The organism is Bradyrhizobium sp. AZCC 1693 (assembly GCF_036924745.1).
Lineage (GTDB): Bacteria > Pseudomonadota > Alphaproteobacteria > Rhizobiales > Xanthobacteraceae > Bradyrhizobium.
Genome location: NZ_JAZHSD010000001.1, coordinates 841,104 through 861,680 on the forward strand (window position 1 = coordinate 841,104; position 20,577 = coordinate 861,680).

Genomic DNA, 20,577 nt, shown 5'->3' on the forward strand with positions numbered 1-20,577 from the left:
AACTGATTTCAAGTCCCGGCCAAGTCCCGGCGCAGGACGGCTGATTATAGCGAACCGTGCCCGCCCGCGCTATGCGCGGACCTTGACGTAGCTGCCGGGTGCGTCCTCGATCGGCGGCATCTCCTCGGAGCCGACGGCGCGCGCAGGCACCTGCTCGGCGTCCAGGCTCTCCAGCCATTGCTGCCAGTCGGGCCACCACGAACCCTTGTGTTCGGTCGCGTTCTTCATCCAGTCGGCGAGCGTGACGTCCTTGATGTTGTCGTTGGTCCAGTACTGGTACTTGCCGCCGGCCGGCGGGTTGACCACGCCGGCGATGTGGCCGGAGCCGGACAGCACATACTTCACCGGGCCGCCGAAGAACTGCGAGCCGTAGAGCACTGAATCCGCCGGCGCGATGTGATCCTCTTTGGTCGCCAGATTGTAGACCGGCACCTTGACCTTCGACAGGTCGAGCAGCGTGTTGTCGAGCACCATGCTGCCGGAGGAGAGCCGGTTCTCCAGATAGCAGTTGCGCAAGTAATAGGAATGGTTGGCGGCCGGCATCCGCGTGGCGTCGGAATTCCAGTGCAGCAGGTCGAACGAGGAGGGCGGCTGTCCCTTCAGGTAGTTGCTGACGACATACGACCAGATCAGATCATTGGAGCGCAGCATGTTGAAGGCCATCGCCATCTTGCTGCCTTCGAGAATGCCTCTTTCTTCCATCTCGCGTTCCAGCGTCGAGATCTGGTCTTCGTCGACGAACACGAGCAAATCGCCGGCATGGGTGAAATCGACCTGCGCCGCAAAGAACGTCGCCGACGTTACGCGCTGGCGCCGCTTTTCGGCGAGCCAGGCCAGCGTCGAGGCGAGCAGGGTGCCGCCAACGCAGTAGCCGGCGGTATGGACCTTCATCTCGCCCGTCACCTTTTCGATGACGTCCATCGCGGTCAGCGGGCCTTGCTTCATGTAGTCGTCGAAGGTCTTCCTGCCGAGTTCCTTGTCCGGATTGACCCAGGAGATCACGAACACCGTGATGCCCTGATCGACGCACCATTTGATGTAGGATTTTTCCGGTTTGAGATCGAGGATGTAGAACTTGTTGATCCAGGGCGGCACGATCAGGAGCGGCGTGCGCAGCACCGTCTCCGTGGTCGGCGTGTACTGGATCAGCTGCATCAGCTCGTTCTGGAAGATCACCTTGCCGGGCGTCGTCGCCATGTTGACGCCGACGACGAGGTTGGACGGGTCGGACTGGCGGATGCGCAGCGTGCCGCGGCCGGCCTCGATATCCTCGGCCAGCATCTTCATGCCGCGCACGAGGTTGTCGCCGTTCGAGGCCAGCGTCTCGCGAAGCACTTCGGGATTGGTGAAAACGAAATTCGACGGCGCGATCGCGTTGGTGATCTGCTGGACGTAGAACTCGGCCTTCTTGCGCGTGTGCGGATCGATGCCTTCGGCGTTCTTCACCAGTTCTTGCGCCCATTGCGCGGTGAGCAGATAGAGCTGCAGCACGAAATCGAAGAACTGGTTCGATTTCCACTCCGGATCCTTGAAACGCTTGTCGCGCGGCGACGGCTCGATCGCAGGCTTGGCCGCTTCGCCGGCCATTCGGCGCGCGGCCTGGCCCCAGAGATCGAGATAGGCCTTGCCCATCCTGGTCTGCAGGTCTTCGGCGCGTTGCGTGTCCGTCAGCCAGTATTCCGCCACCTTGGTGAAGGTCTTGATGACCTCACCGATTTCGCTGGGCGGCTTGTCCTTCGGTTCCCCGTCCTCGCGCGGCTTAAGATAGGCCGCGAGCGCCTGGCCGCTGGTCTCCATCGCCTTGGCGATGTTCATGGCGAAGGCTTCGGCGTTGAAGGTCTTCGGAGCCTGGGTTTCGGTGTTGACGTCACTCATAGCAAGGACACTATAGCTTCATTTCGCATTCGTCACCGCGCTGATTGACGGCAAGAGGGTTGGGGTTAACCCTGCTGCACTGCGATAAAGTTTGCGTGTTCAGACCCATTGCACACATTGCAGCCGCACCGATCACATTTGCTCTTTGGGCTTTAATCGTTTCGGGCGACAATGGTTTGAACGGTTCTAGCGAAATCAACGCCGCGGGACGGGTTGGCGTTGCAAAGCTCATACCACCGCATAAATGCGATCGTGTTGCGCGCGCGGTGTTCAGGTAGTTGGGGATTTCCGGACGGATGCCGGTCAATCGGACGATAAGGCTGTGGTCGATTGCCGCGCTGGTCGCGTCGGCATTCGCGCTCGGCGGCTGCTCGACGCAGATCGCGGATATGCCGGGCCTTGGCGTGCCGGCTGACGCACCCGAGCGTCCGAAGGAAGCCGGTGGATATCTACCGGTTCATGACCTGCCGCCGGACCGCAACGAGGAGGCGATCAAGCCGGCCGAACTGGCTAAAATGCAGTCAGAATTGACGGCCGCCCGGGACCGCCAGGCGACGGCCTCCACCCCGGCAAAGCCGGCCAAGAAGTGAGAAGGCCGCTGTCCTGACGCGCTGTCCTGGCGCGAACCGGCCGTGGCCGGACCGGGTCCGGAGCGGGGTTGAAAGCGGCATTGAAAGCGGCATAAAAACTGGCGCTGCCGGGCTCCCGTGGTAAAAAGAACCCAATTCAACCGCATTGCGGGTCCAGAGCTCATAGGATCTCGCGCCTGAATTCGCTCTAAATCATTGATTGAGCGCGACTTCTGACCGAAACCCGGTTCCGGTTTCGATAGCCGCGAAGGTTCCCCGATTCTGTCCCCTCGGTTGTCGGAGCAAGGGTCCCATGGAAGATTTTTATCGCATCCGCCGTCTACCGCCTTACGTGTTCGAGAAGGTCAACCAGGCCAAGGCGGCTGCGCGGAACGCCGGGGCCGACATCATCGACATGGGCATGGGCAATCCGGACCTGCCGACACCGCCCCATGTGCTGGAGAAGCTGAAGGAGACGCTCGGCAAGCCGCGTACCGATCGTTACTCGGCCTCACGCGGCATCAACGGCCTGCGCAAGGCGCAAGCCGCCTATTACGGGCGGCGGTTCGGCGTAAAGCTCAATCCCGACACGCAGATCGTAGCTACCCTCGGCTCGAAGGAGGGTTTTGCCAATGTGGCGCAGGCGATCACCGCGCCCGGCGACGTCGTGCTGTGCCCGAATCCGAGCTATCCGATTCATGCCTTCGGCTTCCTGATGGCGGGCGGCGTGATCCGCTCGGTGCCGTCGGAGCCGACGCCGCAGTTTTTCGAGGCGGTGGAACGCGCGATCATCCATTCGATCCCGAAGCCGATCGCGCTGATCGTCTGCTATCCCTCCAATCCGACCGCCTATGTCGCCGAGCTCGATTTCTACCGCGATCTGGTGGCGTTCGCGAAGAAGCACGAGATCTTCATCCTGTCGGATCTGGCCTACGCCGAAGTCTATTTCGACGACAACAATCCGCCGCCCTCGGTGCTGCAGGTTCCCGGCGCGATCGACGTCACCGTCGAGTTCACCTCGATGTCGAAGACGTTCTCGATGGCGGGCTGGCGCATGGGTTTTGCCGTCGGCAATGAGCGGATCATCGCGGCGCTAGCGCGGGTGAAATCCTACCTCGACTACGGCGCGTTCACGCCGATTCAGGTGGCGGCCACCGCCGCGCTGAACGGGCCGGACGATTGCATCAAGGAAATGCGCGACACCTACCGCAAGCGCCGCGATGCGCTGGTCGAATCGTTTGGCCGGGCCGGCTGGGAGATTCCGCCGCCGCAGGCCTCGATGTTCGCCTGGGCGCCGCTGCCCAAGACCTTCGAGGGCGTCGGCAGCATGCAGTTCGCGACCCTGATGGTGGAGAAGTCGGGCGTGGTGGTTTCGCCCGGCGTCGCCTTCGGCGAGCATGGCGAGGGCTATGTCCGCATCGCCATGGTGGAAAACGAGCAACGTATCCGCCAGGCCGCCCGCGGGGTGCGCCGCTTCCTTGAAAGCGGCATTGAAACGTTGCACAACGTGGTTCCTCTCGCCAACCGGCGCTAATTCCTTTTACTGCAGGTTATCTGATTCATGGTCGCACCCCTGAGAGTGGGTATCGCGGGGCTCGGCACTGTTGGCGCCGAAGTCGTCCGCGTTATCGAAGAGCAGTCGCGGACGCTGTCCGAGCGCAGCGGGCGCGGCGTGCGCGTCGTTGCCGTCACCGCGCGCTCGAAGGCCAAAAAGCGCTCGCTCGACCTGCGCGGTGTCGACTGGGCCAAAAGCCCGCTGGCGCTGGCCAATGACCCCAACGTCGATTGCTTCGTCGAACTGATGGGCGGCTCCGGCGAGCCGGCGCTGTCGGCGATCGAGGCGGCGCTGAAGGCCGGCAAGTCGGTGGTGACCGCCAACAAGGCGCTGATTGCCAAGCACGGAATTCGGCTGGCGAAGGCCGCCGAGAAGAATGGCGGCGCGCTGAACTTTGAGGCGGCGGTCGGGGCGGCCATTCCCGTCATCAAGACCCTTCGCGAGGGGCTTTGCGGCACCGGCGTCAACCGCGTCTACGGCATCCTCAACGGCACCTGCAATTACATCCTGACCCGGATGGAGCAGGAGGGCCTATCGTTTGCCGAATGCCTGAAGGATGCGCAGCGGCTCGGCTATGCCGAAGCCAACCCGTCCTTCGACGTCGACGGCCATGACACCGCGCAGAAGCTTGCGATCCTGGCGAGCCTCGCCTTCGGCACCAAGGTGGCGCAGAGCGCGGTCTATGTCGAAGGCATCTCCTCGATCGCGCCGGAAGATCTGCGCGCGGCGGAAGAGCTGGGTTATCGAGTCAAGCTGCTTGGCGTGGCGGTGCGGACTGCCAAGGGCATCGAGCAGCGCGTGCATCCGACCATGGTGCCGAAATCGTCCTCGATCGCGCAGGTGATGGGCGTCACTAACGCCGTCACCATCGACGGCGAAGGCATTCCCCCGATCACGCTGGTGGGACCCGGCGCCGGCGGGGCTGCGACGGCGTCCGCCGTCGTGGCGGATATCGCCGACGTCGCGCGCGGCATTCGCGCCAAACCGTTCGGACGTCCCGTGGATCGGTTGCGCGACACCACCAAGGCGCCGATGGAGCGCCATGAGGGCGGCTACTACATCCGCCTGATGGCGCGCGACCTTGCCGGCACCGCTGCCACCATCGCAACGCGTCTTGCCGAACAGAAGATTTCGCTGGAATCGATCGTGCAGCGCCATCCGGAGGGCGTCGACCTGAATGGTGCCGCGAAAAAAGCGTCGCCGGTCCCGGTCATCCTGATTACCTACGCAACATCAGAGGATGCGGTGTATCGTGCGCTAGAGGCGGTACAGCGCGACAAGGTGATCAGCGGCCGGCCGCAGGTGATACGGATCGAGAAAAACTAGCGTGCGATTTGCATGAGCTGCGCGTTTGAACGATTGATCGGGCCGGGGGCCCGTGCAGGTTTAAAGGAGTAAGCCGATGTCGACCCATATTTCCGTTCCGCCGCAACTGCTGCTGGAGCGTATCCTGACGCTCGAGATCGTGCGCGTGACGGAACGTGCCGCGGTTTCGGCCGCGCGGCTGCGCGGCCACGGCCAGGAGAAGCCAGCCGACCAAGCCGCGGTGGACGCGATGCGCCGCGAACTCAACAAGCTGCCGATCGAAGGCACCATTGTGATCGGCGAGGGCGAGCGCGACGAGGCGCCGATGCTGTTCATCGGCGAGAAGGTCGGGCTGAACGCCGGTCCGCAGGTCGATATCGCCGTCGACCCCCTCGAAGGCACCACACTCTGCGCCAAGAACATGCCGGGCGCGATCGCGACCATGGCGATGGCCGATGGCGGCACGCTGTTGCATGCGCCCGACGTCTACATGGAGAAGCTCGCGGTCGGCCCGGGCTACGACAAGGGTGTCGTCGCACTCGACGCGTCGCCGGCTGACAACGTCCGCCGCCTTGCCAAGGCCAAGGGCGTTGAGCCTGGCGCGATCACGGTGCTGGTGCTCGATCGCCCGCGCCACGCCGAGATCATCGCCGGCGTCCGCTCGACCGGCGCTGCGGTGCGCCTGATCACCGACGGCGACGTGGCGGGCGTGATCCATTGCGCCGATCCTGACAATACCGGCGTCGACATGTATATCGGCACCGGCGGCGCGCCCGAGGGCGTGCTGGCCGCGGCGGCGCTGCGCTGCATCGGCGGCCAGATGCAGTGCCGGCTGATCCTCGACAGCGACGAGAAGCGGGAGCGCGCGCACAAGATGGGCGTGACCGATCCGAAGATGATCTACGGCATCGAGGACATGGTGCGGGGCGACTGCCTGTTCGCGGCAACAGGCGTCACCACGGGCTCGCTGCTCACGGGCGTCAAGTTCCGCAAGGATGGCGTGATCGAGACCGAAACGGTGGTGATGCGCTCGGTCACCGGCACGGTGCGCTACATCAAGGCCGAGCACCGGCAGTTGGACAAGTTCCATTTGGATTGAGTGCTCTCCCTCGTCGTTCCGGGGCGATGCGAAGCATCGAACTATGATGCGCAATTGCGCATCTGAGAACCTCGAGATTCCGGGTTCGCGCTGCGCGCGCCCCGGAATGACGGAAAGAAAAAAGGAGAGGCTCGCATGTCCGACGTATCCGCGGTGAAGGCGCTGGTGTTTGACGTGTTCGGCACCGTCGTCGACTGGCGCACCAGCCTCATCAACGATTTCACCAAATGGTCTGACACCTCGGGCATCAAGGCCGACTGGACCGCTTTGGTCGACGGCTGGCGCGGCGTCTACATGGCCTCGATGGATGAGGTGCGCAAGCATCCCGAACGTGGCTATCAGATACTGGACACGCTGCATCGGCGGTCGCTGGAAAAACTGGTCGCCGAGTTCTCGATCAAGGAACTGAGCGACGCCGATTTGCATTATCTGACGATGGGCTGGCACCGCCTGCATCCGTGGCCCGACAGTGTGCCCGGGCTGGCGCGGCTCAAGAAAAAATACATCATCTCGCCGCTCTCCAACGGCAACGTCGCGCTGCTGACCAACATGGCAAAATTCGCCGGCCTTCCGTGGGACCTCGTGATGTCGGCGGAACTGTTCGAACACTACAAGCCCGATCCCGAAACCTATCTCGGCGCCGCAAAACTGCTCTGCCTGCCGCCGGAGCAGGTGATGATGGTCGCCGCCCATAACAACGATCTGAAGGCCGCGCAAAAGCTCGGTCTGAAAACCGCCTTCGTGGCGCGTCCCACCGAATACGGCCCGCACCAGAAATATGATTTCGAGGCCAAAGGCGACTGGGACATCGTCGCCAAGGATTTCGGCGGCATCGCCGACCGGCTGGGGTGCTGAGCTGGTTCGTGTCCCGGGCGCGGCGCATTGTTTTTTATGGCGTACCTGACGCGGAGCGCGACCGGCGCGATGTGTGGCGCATACGCTGAACGATAACCTCGCTATCGGTGACGCGGTAAAAAATCAGATAGGGATAAGGGGTGAGAGTGAGGCGCCGCACGCCTGGAAGGTCGGTCGCTTGCCCTGCGTATGGGTGCTGCGCCAGCAAACGGAAAAGAGTTTGGATCCGCTCGCGAACATGATTTGCCCTTGGGGCGAATCCGACTCGATATAGTCAAACGCCTTCTCGATCTGTGTCGCCGCGCGCTTTGTGACGCGCAACCTCACACAGGACGCTTTGCAAGGATCGAACGCATCTGTTCGTCTGTGGCGAACTCACCCTGCGCGATCTCCGCATCGGCCTCGGCAAGGTCAGCGCGTTCTTCGGACGTCAACTGAATAACGGGTTGCTGCTCGCCGGCCACCTGCAAAAGCAGGCGCGCAAGTTCATCCTGCACCTCGGGGGGGAGGGCGCGAACGCTGTCGACTGCATGTTCAAGCAGTTTGGTCATGGTTGAAAGATAGGCGTTTCCCTGGCGGGGGGAAGGATTTCAGGGAAAAATGTAGGCGTCTTATTCTGCCCTGACGCAACGATGCATGCCCACCGTAGTTCCTGTCGCAGTAGCGCGGACTATCTATCCAGCCCCGCCCTGGATCACGCCGAACCAGCCAAGGCCCTTATAGGTCTCGTACCCTGGCGTGGCGTGGAACGCCACCAGCGCGCCGGAACGGTCCTGATGGAAGCCGGAGCGGCGCCCCTCCAGTGGAAGCGAGATGCGTTCGGTGAGCAGGCCCTGGCCGTCGGAGGCGGCGATCACCCGGAAATTTGAATCGACCAGCAGCACGCGGGCCTTGTCGGCGGCGCCGACGCGCACGCCCTGGACGATGGCGCGGGCCTGCGGCTCCCAGTCGAAATGGATGGCCAGCACGCCGGTCGGCTTGCCGTTTGCCTTGCCGCCTTCGCGCACGCTGGCGCAATAGGTCACGACCTGAGAATTGCCGAGCAAAGGCTGGCATTCGACATCGCCGACGGCGTAGTCGTCGCCGGAGCGCAAGGCTCGCGCAGCGCGAAACCATTTTGTGTGCGCCACGTTCTGGCCGACGACGCCAAAGCGATCGGCGCGGCCGTTGGCGCGCACATTGCCGTCGAGATCGCACAGCCAGAGATCGAGATAGACGGTATAGGCGCCGAGGATCACCGCCATTCGTTCGGACACATGGCTGACGGCGGCGGCGCTTGGCTCGGCGGCGCAATCCACGACGGCGGAATCGGTCGCCCACCAGCGCACGTCGCAGGTACGCTCATAGAGGTTGCGGTCGATCAGTTCGATGGCGTTCAGCGACAGATCGACCATGCGCTCGCCGCGCGAGCGGTCGGCCATCTGCGCGATCGAGGTCATCAGATTGCCGGTCCGGTTGGTGAGCTGGCTTTCAAGCTCGCGGGCGATGGTCTCGACCTGCTGGCCGACGTTGCGGACTTCCTGCGCCACCACGGCAAAGCCCGCGCCCTGGGCGCCGGCGCGCGAGCTCTCGATCAGCGCGTTCAGCGCCAGCATCTTCATCTGGTTGGTGATCTTCTGGATCGACTTGGTTTTCTCGCAGGCGACCTGATTGACCTCGGCGGTCAATCTGGCGATCAGCGCGGAAACGTCGGCTTCATCCTCGGCGCCCGCTGCGTTGACTGACTGTTTTGCGGTCGTTGCGGTCGGAGAGCGAAGCGCGACGGACATTGGCGGGAATTCCTCAGTCTTTGTGCTGATGTCGATCTTCTGCGGATCGGCGGGACTCAACGGGAGCGTGTTTGACTCCTTTGTCGGGGATCATGGCTAACGATTGGTTTAATTTCCGCCGGCCTGCGGGTAGTATTACGGGGACAAGTTGCATCTTCTTTGTGCAAGTCGTTTATGTCGGCATAGGCTCAAAGCTGACGTGGCCGAGGCTGTGTCAGCCTGGCCACAGCGATTCGCGCGCTGCCACACACGCCATCGGCCTTGCTTTGCGTTTGCCGAAGGGCCGCTTTGCCCCTATTTCTCGAAGGGATCATGACGCTTCCCGCATCCGCACTTCCCGTTGAACTGCCACCGGCGTTTCTCGGCGTGTCGCGTTCAGCGACCGGCAAATTGTGGCGCGACCGGCTCGATGCGCGGGGGGCTGCGCGGGCGCTGGCGATCACGCAGCGCTACCAATTGCCGGAGATGCTGGCGCGCGTGCTGGCGGGCCGCGATGTCGGGATCGATGAGGTCGAGGATTTTCTCGATCCGACCATCCGTAAACTGATGCCCGATCCCCACACCGTGACGGCGATGGAGACGGCGGCGCGGCGCATTGCCGACGCGGCCGCGCGCGCCGAGAAGATCGCGATCTTCGGCGATTACGACGTCGATGGTGCGACCTCGGCGGCGCTGCTGGCCTGGCATTTGCGCCATTGCGGGCTCGATCCGCTGATCCACATCCCCGACCGCATCTTCGAGGGCTATGGACCCAATACCGAGGCGGTGCGCGCGCTCGCAGCCAGGGGCGCGACACTGCTCGTCACCGTCGATTGCGGCACCACCAGCCTTGAGCCGTTGGCGGAAGCGCAGAAGCTCGGCATGTCGGTCGTGGTTATCGACCACCACCAGACTGCTGAAGAATTGCCTGAGGTCGATGCGCTGGTGAACCCGAACCGGCCGGACGATCTCTCTGGCCTCGGCCATCTCGCCGCGGTCGGCCTCGTGCTGATCACGCTGGTGGCGGTGAACCGGGAATTGCGCGGCCGCGGCTTCTGGAATGCCGAACGGCCGGAGCCGGATCTTTTGGGCATGCTGCACCATGTGGCGCTTGGCACCGTCGCCGATGTCGCGCCCCTGACCGGGCTCAACCGCGCCTTCGTCGCCAAGGGCCTGATCGCGATGCGCCGCCGCGACCATGTCGGCCATACCGCGCTGATGGACGTGGCGCGGCTGAACGGTCCGCCCGAAGCCTGGCACCTCGGATTCATGCTGGGGCCGCGCATCAATGCGGGCGGAAGGATCGGGCGCGCCGATCTCGGGGTGCGGCTGCTGCTGGAAGGCGACATCTCGGAGGCTGCGCGGATCGCCGCTGAACTCGACCGGCTCAACAGCGAGCGCCGCATCATCGAGCAGGCGGCCGAAGCGCAAGCCGAGGCCGAGGCGCTGGCCTCGCTCGGGCTTGAGGACAAGGGCGCGGTGATCGTGACCGCCGCCGAAGGCTGGCATCCCGGCATTGTCGGGCTGGTGGCGTCGCGCCTGAAGGAGAAATTTGCGCGCCCCGCCTTTGCCATCGCGCTGGAGCCGGGCGGCATCGGCACCGGCTCTGGCCGCTCGATCTCGGGCGTCGATCTCGGCAAGGCCGTGCGGCAGGCGGTGAAGGAGCGGCTCTTGATGAAGGGCGGCGGCCACGCCATGGCCGCGGGCGTGACGCTGCGCAAGGAGAAGCTCGCGGAGTTTCGCGCCTTCATGGAAAGTGCGCTGGCCGAGGACGTCGCCAATTCCCGTCACGAGCACGAGCTGTTCATCGACGGCGCGGTGAGCGCGCGCAGCGTGACGGTGGAATTCGCCAACATGCTGAACCGCGCCGGGCCGTTCGGGGCGGCCAATCCGGAGCCCGTGATCGCGCTGCCGGCGCATCAGCTCGTCTATGCCGACGAAGTGGGACAGGCGCATCTGCGCGTGCGCTTCAAGTCCGGCGATGGCGCCATCGTCAACGGCATCGCGTTCCGCTCGGTCGGGCAGAAGCTCGGTCACGCGCTGACGCAGAACCGCGGCCAGCCGCTGCATGTGGCAGGATCGCTTGCGGTCGATCGCTTTCAGGGCTCGGAACGCGTGCAGTTGCGCGTCACCGACGTCGCGGTGCCGGATCCGGGACCGGCCGTGATCCGGTAACCTCTACGTCAAATGACGAGCGAAGAAATCAATCAGCAGTTCGTTATGTTGATTTTCCACGTCGCTGTTGAGCCCGTGTGCTGTGCGATGAAACCAGTCGGAAAGCCGGATGCCGGAAATCGGCACGTCCGGTTTGATGAGCGGGGAGAGGAAACGGGACGTTGCCGCACGGCCCAAGTCACCGCGCCTCTCCTCGACTCTGCTCACTCATCCGGGCTACCAACGAATATAACTTCGCGATCTCGCGACGCTCGTTCTGCGCAGCGTCGCTTCAACGCCGCTTGCGGACGTGGACGTTGATGTCGAGATCGATGTCGCTGACGCAGGTCTGCGTCGTCTGGTGCGATCTGCCCTCATGCCAGCGGCCGGAGCGCGGGCGGGCCTTGCTGACGTTCGCGAGCTTCAGGCAGCGCCATTGCGGCAGCGGGCCTGAGCTTTCGCCGGCGAACTGCCAGGCCAGCACGACCGCTTCACCGCGCCTGTTGGTTCCGATGATGTGCGGGCACAGTTCGCGGAGGCGGCCGTCATAGCGGCAGACGACCTGCTGCTCGCCAAGGATGGCGTTGCGGAAGATGGTGTAGGTGGCGCTTTGCATCGGGCGGCCCGCCATCTAGGATTGTACGACAATCCCCGTATAACCGTAACGAACGACTTTGTTTCCAGGATCCGAGCCGATGGCTTCCAGACGAAATCGCCCGATCAATCTGCCGGCGCCGTATCTCAAGCGCATCTGGCTCGAGCCGTCGCGGATCACCAACCGCGAGGCCTATCCGTTCTGCCTGCCTTTGCTGCGCCACGATTTTGAACTGAGTTTTGACAGGGCGATCACGATCATCGTGGGCGAGAATGGGACGGGGAAATCCACCTTGCTGGAAGGCATCGCCGTGCTCGCCGGCTACGACGAAGCCGGGGGCGGCAAGGGGTACATGACGGTCGACCACTCATGGGCGTTGGAAAAAATGGGGGGCAATTGTCCAACGCGTTGCGGGCGAGCTGGCTACCCAAAATCACCAATGGCTGGTTTTTCCGCGCCGAAAGCTTTTTCTCGGTTGCCCGATACTTAGACGAGATGGCCCAGAAATATCCAATGGGAGGAGGCCCTCCGCCGGACTTCCTGTCCCATTCCCACGGTGAAGGGTTTTTACGTTTCTTCGAGGAGCGTTGCCAGAAGCAGGGCATCTTCATCTTCGACGAACCGGAATCCGCGCTGTCGCCCGCGCGACAGATCGAGTTTTTGAAGCTGATGCGGCGGATGGAAAATATCGGCCATTGCCAGATCATCATGGCCACGCATTCGCCTGTCCTGATGGCCTACCCGAACGCGAGGCTGTTGCGGCTGACGAAATATGGGCTGGAGCCGGTGACGGTGAAGGATACCGACCACTACAAAGTCATGCGGGAATTTTGCGAGGACCCGGCGGGGTTCGTGGAAGCGGCGATGGAGGAGTGAGGCGCGGAACTGGGCGTTGACCCGCGGTGCCCGCCTTTCCGAAATAGGGCTGCTTCGGGCCCGCGCCACGAACCGGCCTTCTTTGCCACGAGAATGCGTTACAATATCGCAGCCCGTGTCCGCGCGGGCCAACGAGACAATGGGGAAACGACATGAGAGCGACGATTGCGAAGGCTGCGGCTGTGATGGCGGCATTGGCCGTAGCGGGGGCGGCCTGGGCGCACGGGCCAACCCGCCAGAAGGTGCGGGAATCGATCGAGATCAACGCGCCGCCGGCCAAGGTTTGGGCCGCGATCGGCAATTTCCAGGACATGGGCTGGTTGCCGCCGGTCAGCAAGACCGAGGGCGACAAAGGCAACGCGATCGAGGCCACGCGGCGGTTGACGCTGGCTGATGGTGCGACCGTCGATGAGGAACTCTACAAGTACGATGCCGAGAGGATGACCTATTCGTACCGGATCACCGCCGTGGATGTGAAGGTGCTGCCGGTCACCAACTATTCGTCCACCCTGACGGTGACGCCCAGCGCCGACGGCAAGGGGAGCAGCCTGGAGTGGGCCGGCGCGTTCTATCGCGGCTTTCCCAACAACGATCCGCCGCCGGAACTGAGCGACGAGGCTGCCGTGAAGGCGGTGAGCGGGCTCTATAGAGCGGGCCTCGAGGCGCTGAAGAAGAAGGTCGAAAGCGGAAGCTGATCGTGCGGACGATTGCTCTGGCGGCGCTCGTCGCCAGCATCGGCGCGGCTTTGGCCGGGCAGGCGCGGGCTGACGAAGCCTTCGTCACCAATCAGCTCAGCGAAAACCTGACGGTCGTGGATCTCACATCCCTGCAGCCGGTCGCGACCATCGCAATCGGCGGCAAGCCTGCGGGCATAGCCATCACGCCGGATGGACGCCTCGCCTATGTGACGAGCCCCGACGCCAAGGCGCTGACGGTGGTCGATGCCGCCGCACGCCGGATCATAGGCAGGATCAACATCGGCGGTGGTCCGCTCGGCGTCGCCGTGGCGCCGGATGGCGCCACAGTCTACGTGGCCGACTGGTACGCCGCGGCGGTGCGGGTGATCGATCCGAAAGAGCTGCGCGTGATAGCCGATATTGCGGTCGGCGCCTCGCCGTCGGGACTTGCGGTGACGCCGGACGGGCGGCTCCTGCTTTCCGCGGACCGCGACGCCGACAGCGTGTCCGTCATCGACACCGCGACGCGCGCGCGGCGGGCGACGATCAAGGTCGGGGAGCGCCCGTTTGGCATCACCATCGACGCCGAGGGCCGGCGCGCCTACACCGCCAATGTCGGCTCGAACGACGTCTCGGTCATTGACGTCGCCGAGGCCCGCGAGATCGGGCGCGTGAAGACGGGCTTGCGCCCCTATGCGGTCGCACTCGCGCAAGGGCGCGGCTTTGTCACCGACCAGTATGACGGCACCGTCAGCGTGTTCGATCTCCTAACGCTTAAGCCGGTCAGGCGCATCAATGTGGGCGATTACCCGGAAGGGATCGCCGCGACGGCGGACGGCCGGCGGATCATCGTGGCGAACTGGGAAAGCAACTCGATCAGCGTGATCGATGCGGTCGAGTTGAAGGTGACCGGCGAGATCAAGGTCGGCGACGGGCCGCGGGCGTTCGGGGCGTTTCTGCGGCGGTAGCTTGCGGACGGAGGCGCAGGATAGAGGGCCATGTTCGACTAACGTCGTTCGGCTTCGGCCTCCTGCTCCAACTGCAAGATATGTGCTCGTAGCGCCTCGAATCTCGTTTCCGTGGCATCGCTGAACAGTGGGTCCTTATGAGAGGACAAGGCCGAAGCGATTTCAGCCCAATCGGGAGGCCGCAATGCCTTCAGGGCCGCAGGGAAGAAATCGCGATCCTCCATCGCGATGTGACGGCGCTCGTGCTCCAGGAAATCGCGAACGATGGTGTCCACGTCATGGCGAAGGAATTCGCGATCCGCGAGCACACCGTCTACCGTTTTTGCTACGCGGCGCAAACGCTCGGCCCCTTTTTGATGCTCACGCGCGAGATCGCCGACTTTCGCCGCGGCAACGGGATCGCGAATTTTCAGCTTTGCAAAGACCCGGTCTTCCTGATGATGGTGGTACATCTCGGTATAGACTTCGAAATAGGCAATGATGGCCCGGATAACCTCATAGTCCGGCCGGTCTGCGCGATCGAAAATGTCCAGCTCGTGTTCGAGGACGGCGAGCAGACGTTCGATATTGCGGTGTTCGCGGGTTAGCAACTCGATGATCATTGCCGTGATCCACAGCGTGAACCATCAGATTAAGCCTAAAACCGTCACGGTGTTTGCGCTGGATCAAAACCGCAGCGGAAAGAGCCCAGCCCGCATTGGTGCAGCGCGGCAGATTGGACGCCCGCACATGCCCGGCCTCGTTTGTGCTATAATACCAAGAGAACGAGAGAAAACAGGGAGGACGCCATGCCTCATACCCTGGTGCCCAGTGACCGCGTCGAGCACGTGAGCGTTTACGGGCGCGACGGCACAAAGCTCGGCTTAATCGAACGGCTGATGCTCGACAAGGTGAGCGGAACGGTGGCCTATGCCGTGATCAAAACCGGAGGGCTGCTCGGCAGCCACCATCATTGTCCGATCCGGTGGGACGCACTCCGGTTTGATTCCGCGCGTCAGGTCTACCAATCCGACGTGACGCTGGATGAGCTGCGCGCGGGCCCGTCCGAGCTCGATGATGACGCCTTCGACTGGGGCGACCGCTCACGCCCGCACCCGCGCTACTGGGGCGTGTAGGGCGACGCCTCGATGGCGTATCCGAACGTGCGACTGCTGCGGCCGACGACGTATGGGCTGGAGCCAGTGACCGGGCGGGAGACCGATCACTACAAGGTCATGCAGGAGTTTTGTGATGATCCGGACGGGTTTGTCCTCACTCCGCCGCCTCGCTCGCGCTACTGCTCTTCCTCGGCTTCCCATCCGCCTTCTTCAGCACCGGCGCCAGAAACTTCCCCGTGTAGCTCCGCGGCGCCTTGACGATGTCTTCCGGCGGGCCCCAGGCGACGATTTCGCCGCCGCCGTCGCCGCCTTCGGGGCCGAGGTCGATCACCCAGTCGGCGGTCTTGATGACCTCCAGATTGTGCTCGATCACGACCACGGTATTTCCCTGCGAAACCAGCTCGTGCAGCACTTCCAGGAGTTTGGCGACGTCGTGGAAGTGCAGGCCCGTGGTCGGTTCGTCCAGGATGTAGAGCGTGCGGCCGGTGGCGCGCTTTGACAACTCCTTCGCCAGCTTGACGCGCTGGGCTTCGCCGCCGGAGAGGGTGGTGGCCTGCTGGCCGACATGGATATAGTCCAGGCCGACACGGTGCAGCGTCTTGAAAGTCTCGCGGACGCGCGGGACGGCCTTGAAGAATTCGGCGGCTTCTTCCACCGTCATGTCGAGCACGTCGGCGATGCTCTTGCCCTTGAACAGGACTTCCAGCGTTTCGCGGTTGTAGCGTTTGCCCTTGCAGGTGTCGCAGGTGACGTAGACGTCGGGCAAGAAGTGCATCTCGATCTTGATGACGCCGTCGCCCTGGCAGGCCTCGCAGCGGCCGCCCTTGACGTTGAAGGAGAACCGTCCCGGCTCATAGCCGCGCGCCTTGGCTTCGGGCAGGCCGGCGAACCATTCTCGGATCGGCGTGAAGGCGCCGGTATAGGTCGCGGGGTTGGAGCGCGGGGTGCGGCCGATCGGCGACTGGTCGATGTCGATGATCTTGTCGATATGCTCCAGCCCCTCGATGCGGTCGTGCGGGGCGGCGCCTTCGCTGGCATTGTTCAGCTTGCGGGCGATCGCCTTGTAGAGGGTGTCGATCAAGAGCGTCGACTTGCCGCCGCCGGACACGCCGGTGACGCAGGTGAACAGCCCCAACGGAATCTCCGCCGAGACGTTTTTGAGATTATTGCCGCGGGCGTTGACGACCTTGATGGTTCGCCTGTGGTTCGGCGGCTTGCGCTCGGGGATCGCCACCGACATCTCGCCGGTGAGGTATTTGCCCGTCAGCGAGTTCGGGTTCTTCATGATCTCGGCGGGCGTGCCCTGCGCCACGATGTGGCCGCCATGCATGCCGGCGCCGGGGCCGATGTCGAGCACGTAATCCGCCAGACGTATCGCGTCCTCGTCATGCTCGACCACGATCACGGTATTGCCGAGGTCGCGCAGCCGCTTCAGCGTCTCCAATAGTCGCGCGTTGTCGCGCTGGTGCAGGCCGATCGAGGGCTCGTCCAGCACATAGAGCACGCCGGTCAGCCCCGAGCCGATCTGGGAGGCGAGGCGGATGCGCTGGCTCTCGCCGCCGCTCAATGTGCCGGAGGCGCGGGACAGCGTGAGATAGTTCAGGCCGACGTCGAGCAGGAACGAGAGCCGCTCGCGGATCTCCTTCAGCACGCGCGTGGCGATCTCGTTCTGCTGCGCGTTCAGCGCTTTCGGCACGGTCTCGAACCATTCGCCGGCGCGAAGCACCGACAACTCCGAGATTTCGCCGATATGCTTGCCGCCGATCTTGACGCACAGCGCCTCGGGTTTCAGCCGATGGCCGTTGCAGCCGGCGCAGGGAATGTCGGAGAAATACTTTGCCAGTTCCTCGCGCGCCCATTCGCTCTCGGTCTCGCGGTAGCGGCGCTCGAGATTGGTGATGACGCCCTCGAAGGGTTTTTTGGTGTCGTAGGAGCGGACGCCGTCCTCATAGGAGAATTTTATCTCGTCGTCGCCGGAGCCGTGCAGCAGGGCTGCCTGCGTCTTCTTCGGCAGGTCTTTCCACTTGGTGTCGAGCGTGAACTTGTAGAATTTGCCGAGCGCGGTCAGCGTCTGGATGTAATAGGGCGAGGAGGATTTCGCCCACGGCGCGATCGCGCCCTTGCGCAGGGTCATCTCCTTGTCGGGAATGACGAGGTCCTCGTCGATGTGCTGCTCGACGCCGAGGCCGCCGCAGGCAGGGCAGGCGCCATAGGGGTTGTTGAACGAGAACAGCCGCGGCTCGATCTCGGGGATCGTGAAGCCGGAAACCGGGCAGGCGAATTTTTCCGAAAACAGGATCCGCTCGGGCCCGCTCTTGTCGTGGATTTTCGCCGTTTTCTTCTTGTCCTCGGCCGCGGGCGCGCCCGCCGGGGCATCGGCGTATTCGATGACCGCAAGGCCTTCGGCGAGCTTCAGCGCTGTCTCAAAGCTTTCGGCGAGGCGCTGGCCGAGGTCGGGGCGGACCACGATGCGGTCGACCACCACGTCGATGTCGTGCGGGAATTTCTTGTCGAGCGTCGGCGCTTCCGAAAGCTCGTAGAAGGTGCCGTCGATCTTGACGCGCTGAAAGCCCTTCTTGAGCCATTCGGCGAGCTCCTTCTTGTACTCGCCCTTGCGGCCGCGCACGACCGGCGCGAGCAGATAGAGGCGGGTGCCTTCGGGCAGATCAAGCACGCGGTCGACCATCTGCGACACGATCTGGCTTTCGATCGGCAGCCCCGTGGCGGGCGAATAGGGCACGCCGACGCGCGCCCACAGCAGGCGCATGTAGTCGTAGATCTCGGTGACGGTGCCGACGGTGGAGCGCGGATTCTTCGACGTGGTCTTCTGCTCTATCGAAATCGCGGGCGAGAGGCCGTCGATCTGGTCGACATCAGGCTTCTGCATCATCTCGAGGAACTGGCGCGCGTAAGCCGAGAGCGATTCGACATAGCGGCGCTGGCCTTCGGCATAGATGGTGTCGAAGGCGAGCGAGGATTTGCCGGAGCCGGAGAGGCCGGTGAACACGACGAGCTTGTCGCGCGGAATTTCGAGATCGACGTTCTTGAGATTGTGCTCGCGCGCGCCGCGGATGGTTATCGCACGCGATGCGGAGCCGGCGGGTGGTTGGCGCTTCGCCCTGAGCACTTCATCCATATCGGCATTTCCAGGCGCGTGGGAAGACGCGCCACGTTGGGCGCGCATTGCCGGGCAGGCCGGGATCAGGCGCCGATGATCTCGGAACGTAGGAAGAACGACGAGGAATTTCCAGTGCCGCGAACGAATCATCAACCGATTGTTTGAATTGGCGCATTTTTGGCGGCAGCAGTCAGCAGGTCCAGCCGCGGGAACCGCACAGCAAAACGCCTCCGTTCCGGTTTGATCGGAACGGAGGCGCAGGCAGTTTCAGCAGGAAGTCTTAGAAGTGATAGTTGACGCCGACCTGAACGCTGTTCAGGTTGAGCGTTCCGCTCGCAACGCTCGCGACGATGCCAGGGAAGTTGTAGGTTTCGCCCTGGAAGCTGCGATAGAGGTACTCGGCCTTGACCGACCATTTCGGTGCGAACATGACCTCGACACCAGCGCCGACGGTCCAGCCGGAGTGGAAGTGGCTGTCCGAGGCGCTCAGGCCGAGCAAGGTGGCTGTCATGCGGTTGTCGGCCCAGGCGTAGCCGCCGGTGCCGTAGATCAGGACCTGATCGAAGGCATAGCCGACGCGGCCACGAACGGTGCCCATGTCGCGAATCTTGTCGCTGACCGAGGCGAGGCCCACAATGCCCACGGTGGCGCCCACGTCAGCCCAGGCGGCATCCGCTTCGATGCCGAGCACGACGTTGCCCATCTGCCAGTTGTAGCCAGCGGTGCCGCCGGCGAAGCCGCCGCTCAGCGTGCCGATGCCATCGGAATTTTCCTGGGCGTAGCCTCCCATCGCGCCGAGGTAGAAGCCGGACCAGTTGTTGATCGCGATCGCGGCGGCGGGCGCCTTGGTGTAGGGCCGTGCGGCAAGATCCGCGGCGGCCGCGGGGGCGATCCCAAGCGCGATCAGGGCGGTCGTCGTTAACAGAACTTTTTTCACTTCTTTTTCCTTCTTTCGGGATTTCCAACGCAACTACGCGAGTAGTCAATTTGAGGTTGCCTGCGCATATAGCGCGAAGTCTTCGCAGAATGCTGTCGCCGAAAAACCACATCCGCGGCGAAAGTAGGTAATATGCAACCGCAGCGGGTAAACACTATCCCTGGGTACAACCAAACAAAAAGGCCGGCGCGAGGCCGGCCTTTCCGTATTCCGCTTGCAGTCGCAGCGATCAGTACTTCGCGATAACCGGACCACCCCAACGATAGTTCACGCGAACGGTGACGAGGTCGACGTCCTGGCGGATGCGGTCGGTGCCGAAGAAGGCACCAGTCGTGTCGACGAAGGTGTGGGTGCGGTCCTGCATGAACAGGTGATTGTACTCGACGCCGGCCGACCAGTTCGGGGCGAAGCCGAATTCGAGGCCCGCGCCGACCACGGCGCCCCAACGGGTGTCGTCGCCGGTGGTGGCAACCAACAGACCGGTGGGAACATCAAACTGGCGGAAACGATCCGCCGTAACGGCCGCACCACCCTTGATGTAGAACAGAACGTTGTTGGCGGCCCAACCGACCTGACCGGTGAACAGGCCGAACGCATCGATGCGCGAGTCATTGCGGAGCGTCGGATCGAACACGCTCACATTGCTGCCCCTGAAGTCGGCCCAGTTGCCCTGCGCTTCGAGACCGAACACCCAGCTGCTGGCTTGCCAGCGATAGCCGATCTGACCGCCCGCGGTACCGCCAGTTGCGTCATGGCACCCCTCGGCCGCGATGAACGCGCCGGCCGGTGTCACGAAGTCCCAGCACTTGCGGCTCGAACCCCAGCCGCCATTGGCGCCGATGTAGAAGCCGCTCCAGTCGTACACGACCGCGATCGGCGCCGGCGGGGCCTTGGTGTAAGGACGCGCCGCGAGGTCGGCAGCCGCCGCAGGGGCGGCGAGCGCAATGAGGGCAACCGTACTCAAGAAAACCTTTTTCATGGGTCTATCTCCAGCTCTTCCGCTTTCCGTTGGTCCCGAAGCGTTTCGAAATGACGCGAGCATTCGCGCCGTTCGACAACTTCTATATCGCGACTCGCCCGGAAATGGTGTCGCCGGAATGCAACATGCGTAAACGAAGTTTATTTAGCCAAGCTGATGATTTACCTATC

General features: G+C 63.4%; 19 protein-coding genes and 1 pseudogene. 10 read left to right on the forward strand and 10 right to left on the reverse strand.

The features are described 5' to 3' along the window. Positions 1–69 precede the first annotated feature (69 nt). Positions 70–1,875, reverse strand: a complete 1,806-nt coding sequence (locus V1293_RS04180) for a PHA/PHB synthase family protein (RefSeq protein WP_334506943.1) — start codon at positions 1,873–1,875, stop codon at positions 70–72. Between the two features lie 296 nt (positions 1,876–2,171). Here V1293_RS04180 and V1293_RS04185 point away from each other — a divergent pair, with 296 nt between their 5' ends. The 5 genes from V1293_RS04185 to V1293_RS04205 all read left to right on the forward strand — a co-directional run bounded on the left by V1293_RS04185 (position 2,172) and on the right by V1293_RS04205 (position 7,258). Then, positions 2,172–2,465, forward strand: coding sequence for a hypothetical protein (locus V1293_RS04185; RefSeq protein ID WP_334506945.1), 294 nt, complete (start codon positions 2,172–2,174; stop codon positions 2,463–2,465). A gap of 292 nt (positions 2,466–2,757) precedes the next feature. After that, the gene (locus V1293_RS04190; protein WP_334506947.1) at positions 2,758–3,978 is read left to right on the forward strand and encodes an LL-diaminopimelate aminotransferase; all 1,221 of its coding nucleotides are present in this window, start codon (positions 2,758–2,760) and stop codon (positions 3,976–3,978) included. 27 nt (positions 3,979–4,005) lie between these two features. Continuing rightward, on the forward strand, positions 4,006–5,325 hold the full coding sequence (locus tag V1293_RS04195) for a homoserine dehydrogenase (RefSeq protein ID WP_334506949.1): 1,320 nt from the start codon (positions 4,006–4,008) through the stop codon (positions 5,323–5,325). Between the two features lie 76 nt (positions 5,326–5,401). After that, the gene (gene glpX, locus V1293_RS04200) at positions 5,402–6,403 is read left to right on the forward strand and encodes a class II fructose-bisphosphatase (RefSeq protein WP_334506950.1); all 1,002 of its coding nucleotides are present in this window, start codon (positions 5,402–5,404) and stop codon (positions 6,401–6,403) included. 135 nt (positions 6,404–6,538) lie between these two features. Further along, on the forward strand, positions 6,539–7,258 hold the full coding sequence (locus tag V1293_RS04205; RefSeq protein WP_334506952.1) for a haloacid dehalogenase type II: 720 nt from the start codon (positions 6,539–6,541) through the stop codon (positions 7,256–7,258). Positions 7,259–7,292: 34 nt separating this feature from the next. Here V1293_RS04205 and V1293_RS04210 read toward each other — a convergent pair whose 3' ends face one another. From V1293_RS04210 to V1293_RS04220, 3 genes are all read right to left on the reverse strand, one after another. Beyond that, a complete protein-coding gene (locus V1293_RS04210) occupies positions 7,293–7,466 on the reverse strand; it encodes a type II toxin-antitoxin system RelE/ParE family toxin (RefSeq protein WP_334506953.1) in 174 nt (57 codons plus the stop codon). Positions 7,467–7,581: 115 nt separating this feature from the next. After that, positions 7,582–7,809 carry a hypothetical protein gene (locus V1293_RS04215; protein ID WP_334506955.1) on the reverse strand — a complete coding sequence of 76 codons (228 nt, stop codon included), beginning with the start codon at positions 7,807–7,809 and terminating at the stop codon, positions 7,582–7,584. A gap of 123 nt (positions 7,810–7,932) precedes the next feature. Further along, the gene (locus V1293_RS04220; protein WP_334506957.1) at positions 7,933–9,027 is read right to left on the reverse strand and encodes a methyl-accepting chemotaxis protein; all 1,095 of its coding nucleotides are present in this window, start codon (positions 9,025–9,027) and stop codon (positions 7,933–7,935) included. A 312-nt stretch (positions 9,028–9,339) separates the two neighbouring features. Between V1293_RS04220 and recJ the strand changes: the two genes are divergently transcribed. Beyond that, positions 9,340–11,181, forward strand: a complete 1,842-nt coding sequence (recJ, locus tag V1293_RS04225; RefSeq protein WP_334506959.1) for a single-stranded-DNA-specific exonuclease RecJ — start codon at positions 9,340–9,342, stop codon at positions 11,179–11,181. Between the two features lie 3 nt (positions 11,182–11,184). Here recJ and V1293_RS04230 read toward each other — a convergent pair whose 3' ends face one another. Both V1293_RS04230 and V1293_RS04235 read right to left on the reverse strand, forming a co-directional pair. After that, positions 11,185–11,358 carry a hypothetical protein gene (locus V1293_RS04230; protein WP_334506961.1) on the reverse strand — a complete coding sequence of 58 codons (174 nt, stop codon included), beginning with the start codon at positions 11,356–11,358 and terminating at the stop codon, positions 11,185–11,187. 94 nt (positions 11,359–11,452) lie between these two features. Further along, positions 11,453–11,776: a hypothetical protein gene (locus V1293_RS04235; RefSeq protein ID WP_334506963.1), complete on the reverse strand. Its 324-nt coding sequence runs from the start codon at positions 11,774–11,776 to the stop codon at positions 11,453–11,455. A 79-nt stretch (positions 11,777–11,855) separates the two neighbouring features. Between V1293_RS04235 and V1293_RS04240 the strand changes: the two are divergent. The 3 genes and pseudogenes from V1293_RS04240 (at position 11,856) to V1293_RS04250 (ending at position 14,276) form a co-directional block, all read left to right on the forward strand. Further along, positions 11,856–12,631: pseudogene (locus V1293_RS04240) on the forward strand (AAA family ATPase). A gap of 152 nt (positions 12,632–12,783) precedes the next feature. Next, on the forward strand, positions 12,784–13,326 hold the full coding sequence (locus V1293_RS04245) for an SRPBCC family protein (RefSeq protein ID WP_334506965.1): 543 nt from the start codon (positions 12,784–12,786) through the stop codon (positions 13,324–13,326). A gap of 2 nt (positions 13,327–13,328) precedes the next feature. After that, entirely contained in the window at positions 13,329–14,276 is a 948-nt protein-coding gene (locus V1293_RS04250; RefSeq protein WP_334506967.1) for a YVTN family beta-propeller repeat protein, read from the forward strand. A 38-nt stretch (positions 14,277–14,314) separates the two neighbouring features. Here V1293_RS04250 and V1293_RS04255 read toward each other — a convergent pair whose 3' ends face one another. Continuing rightward, the gene (locus V1293_RS04255; protein WP_334506970.1) at positions 14,315–14,878 is read right to left on the reverse strand and encodes a hemerythrin domain-containing protein; all 564 of its coding nucleotides are present in this window, start codon (positions 14,876–14,878) and stop codon (positions 14,315–14,317) included. Between the two features lie 186 nt (positions 14,879–15,064). Here V1293_RS04255 and V1293_RS04260 point away from each other — a divergent pair, with 186 nt between their 5' ends. Continuing rightward, on the forward strand, positions 15,065–15,391 hold the full coding sequence (locus V1293_RS04260) for a PRC-barrel domain-containing protein (RefSeq protein ID WP_334506972.1): 327 nt from the start codon (positions 15,065–15,067) through the stop codon (positions 15,389–15,391). Between the two features lie 136 nt (positions 15,392–15,527). Here V1293_RS04260 and uvrA read toward each other — a convergent pair whose 3' ends face one another. The 3 genes from uvrA to V1293_RS04280 form a co-directional block, all read right to left on the reverse strand. Then, entirely contained in the window at positions 15,528–18,509 is a 2,982-nt protein-coding gene (gene uvrA / locus V1293_RS04270) for an excinuclease ABC subunit UvrA (protein WP_334506974.1), read from the reverse strand. Between the two features lie 262 nt (positions 18,510–18,771). After that, on the reverse strand, positions 18,772–19,428 hold the full coding sequence (locus V1293_RS04275) for an outer membrane protein (RefSeq protein WP_334506976.1): 657 nt from the start codon (positions 19,426–19,428) through the stop codon (positions 18,772–18,774). Positions 19,429–19,657: 229 nt separating this feature from the next. Beyond that, positions 19,658–20,407, reverse strand: a complete 750-nt coding sequence (locus V1293_RS04280; protein WP_334506978.1) for an outer membrane protein — start codon at positions 20,405–20,407, stop codon at positions 19,658–19,660. Positions 20,408–20,577: the final 170 nt, after the last annotated feature.

Excerpts from the sequence above, each read along its gene's own strand:
- V1293_RS04220 (WP_334506957.1), bottom strand. The coding sequence starts at position 9,027 with ATGTCCGTCGCGCTTCGCTCTCCGACCGCAACGACCGCAAAACAGTCA.
- uvrA (WP_334506974.1), bottom strand. The coding sequence starts at position 18,509 with ATGGATGAAGTGCTCAGGGCGAAGCGCCAACCACCCGCCGGCTCCGCA.
- V1293_RS04280 (WP_334506978.1), bottom strand. The coding sequence starts at position 20,407 with ATGAAAAAGGTTTTCTTGAGTACGGTTGCCCTCATTGCGCTCGCCGCC.
- V1293_RS04235 (WP_334506963.1), bottom strand. The coding sequence starts at position 11,776 with ATGCAAAGCGCCACCTACACCATCTTCCGCAACGCCATCCTTGGCGAG.
- V1293_RS04190 (WP_334506947.1), top strand. The coding sequence starts at position 2,758 with ATGGAAGATTTTTATCGCATCCGCCGTCTACCGCCTTACGTGTTCGAG.
- glpX (WP_334506950.1), top strand. The coding sequence starts at position 5,402 with ATGTCGACCCATATTTCCGTTCCGCCGCAACTGCTGCTGGAGCGTATC.
- V1293_RS04245 (WP_334506965.1), top strand. The coding sequence starts at position 12,784 with ATGAGAGCGACGATTGCGAAGGCTGCGGCTGTGATGGCGGCATTGGCC.
- V1293_RS04215 (WP_334506955.1), bottom strand. The coding sequence starts at position 7,809 with ATGACCAAACTGCTTGAACATGCAGTCGACAGCGTTCGCGCCCTCCCC.
- V1293_RS04185 (WP_334506945.1), top strand. The coding sequence starts at position 2,172 with ATGCCGGTCAATCGGACGATAAGGCTGTGGTCGATTGCCGCGCTGGTC.
- V1293_RS04260 (WP_334506972.1), top strand. The coding sequence starts at position 15,065 with ATGCCTCATACCCTGGTGCCCAGTGACCGCGTCGAGCACGTGAGCGTT.
- V1293_RS04195 (WP_334506949.1), top strand. The coding sequence starts at position 4,006 with ATGGTCGCACCCCTGAGAGTGGGTATCGCGGGGCTCGGCACTGTTGGC.
- V1293_RS04205 (WP_334506952.1), top strand. The coding sequence starts at position 6,539 with ATGTCCGACGTATCCGCGGTGAAGGCGCTGGTGTTTGACGTGTTCGGC.
- V1293_RS04255 (WP_334506970.1), bottom strand. The coding sequence starts at position 14,878 with ATGATCATCGAGTTGCTAACCCGCGAACACCGCAATATCGAACGTCTG.
- V1293_RS04180 (WP_334506943.1), bottom strand. The coding sequence starts at position 1,875 with ATGAGTGACGTCAACACCGAAACCCAGGCTCCGAAGACCTTCAACGCC.
- recJ (WP_334506959.1), top strand. The coding sequence starts at position 9,340 with ATGACGCTTCCCGCATCCGCACTTCCCGTTGAACTGCCACCGGCGTTT.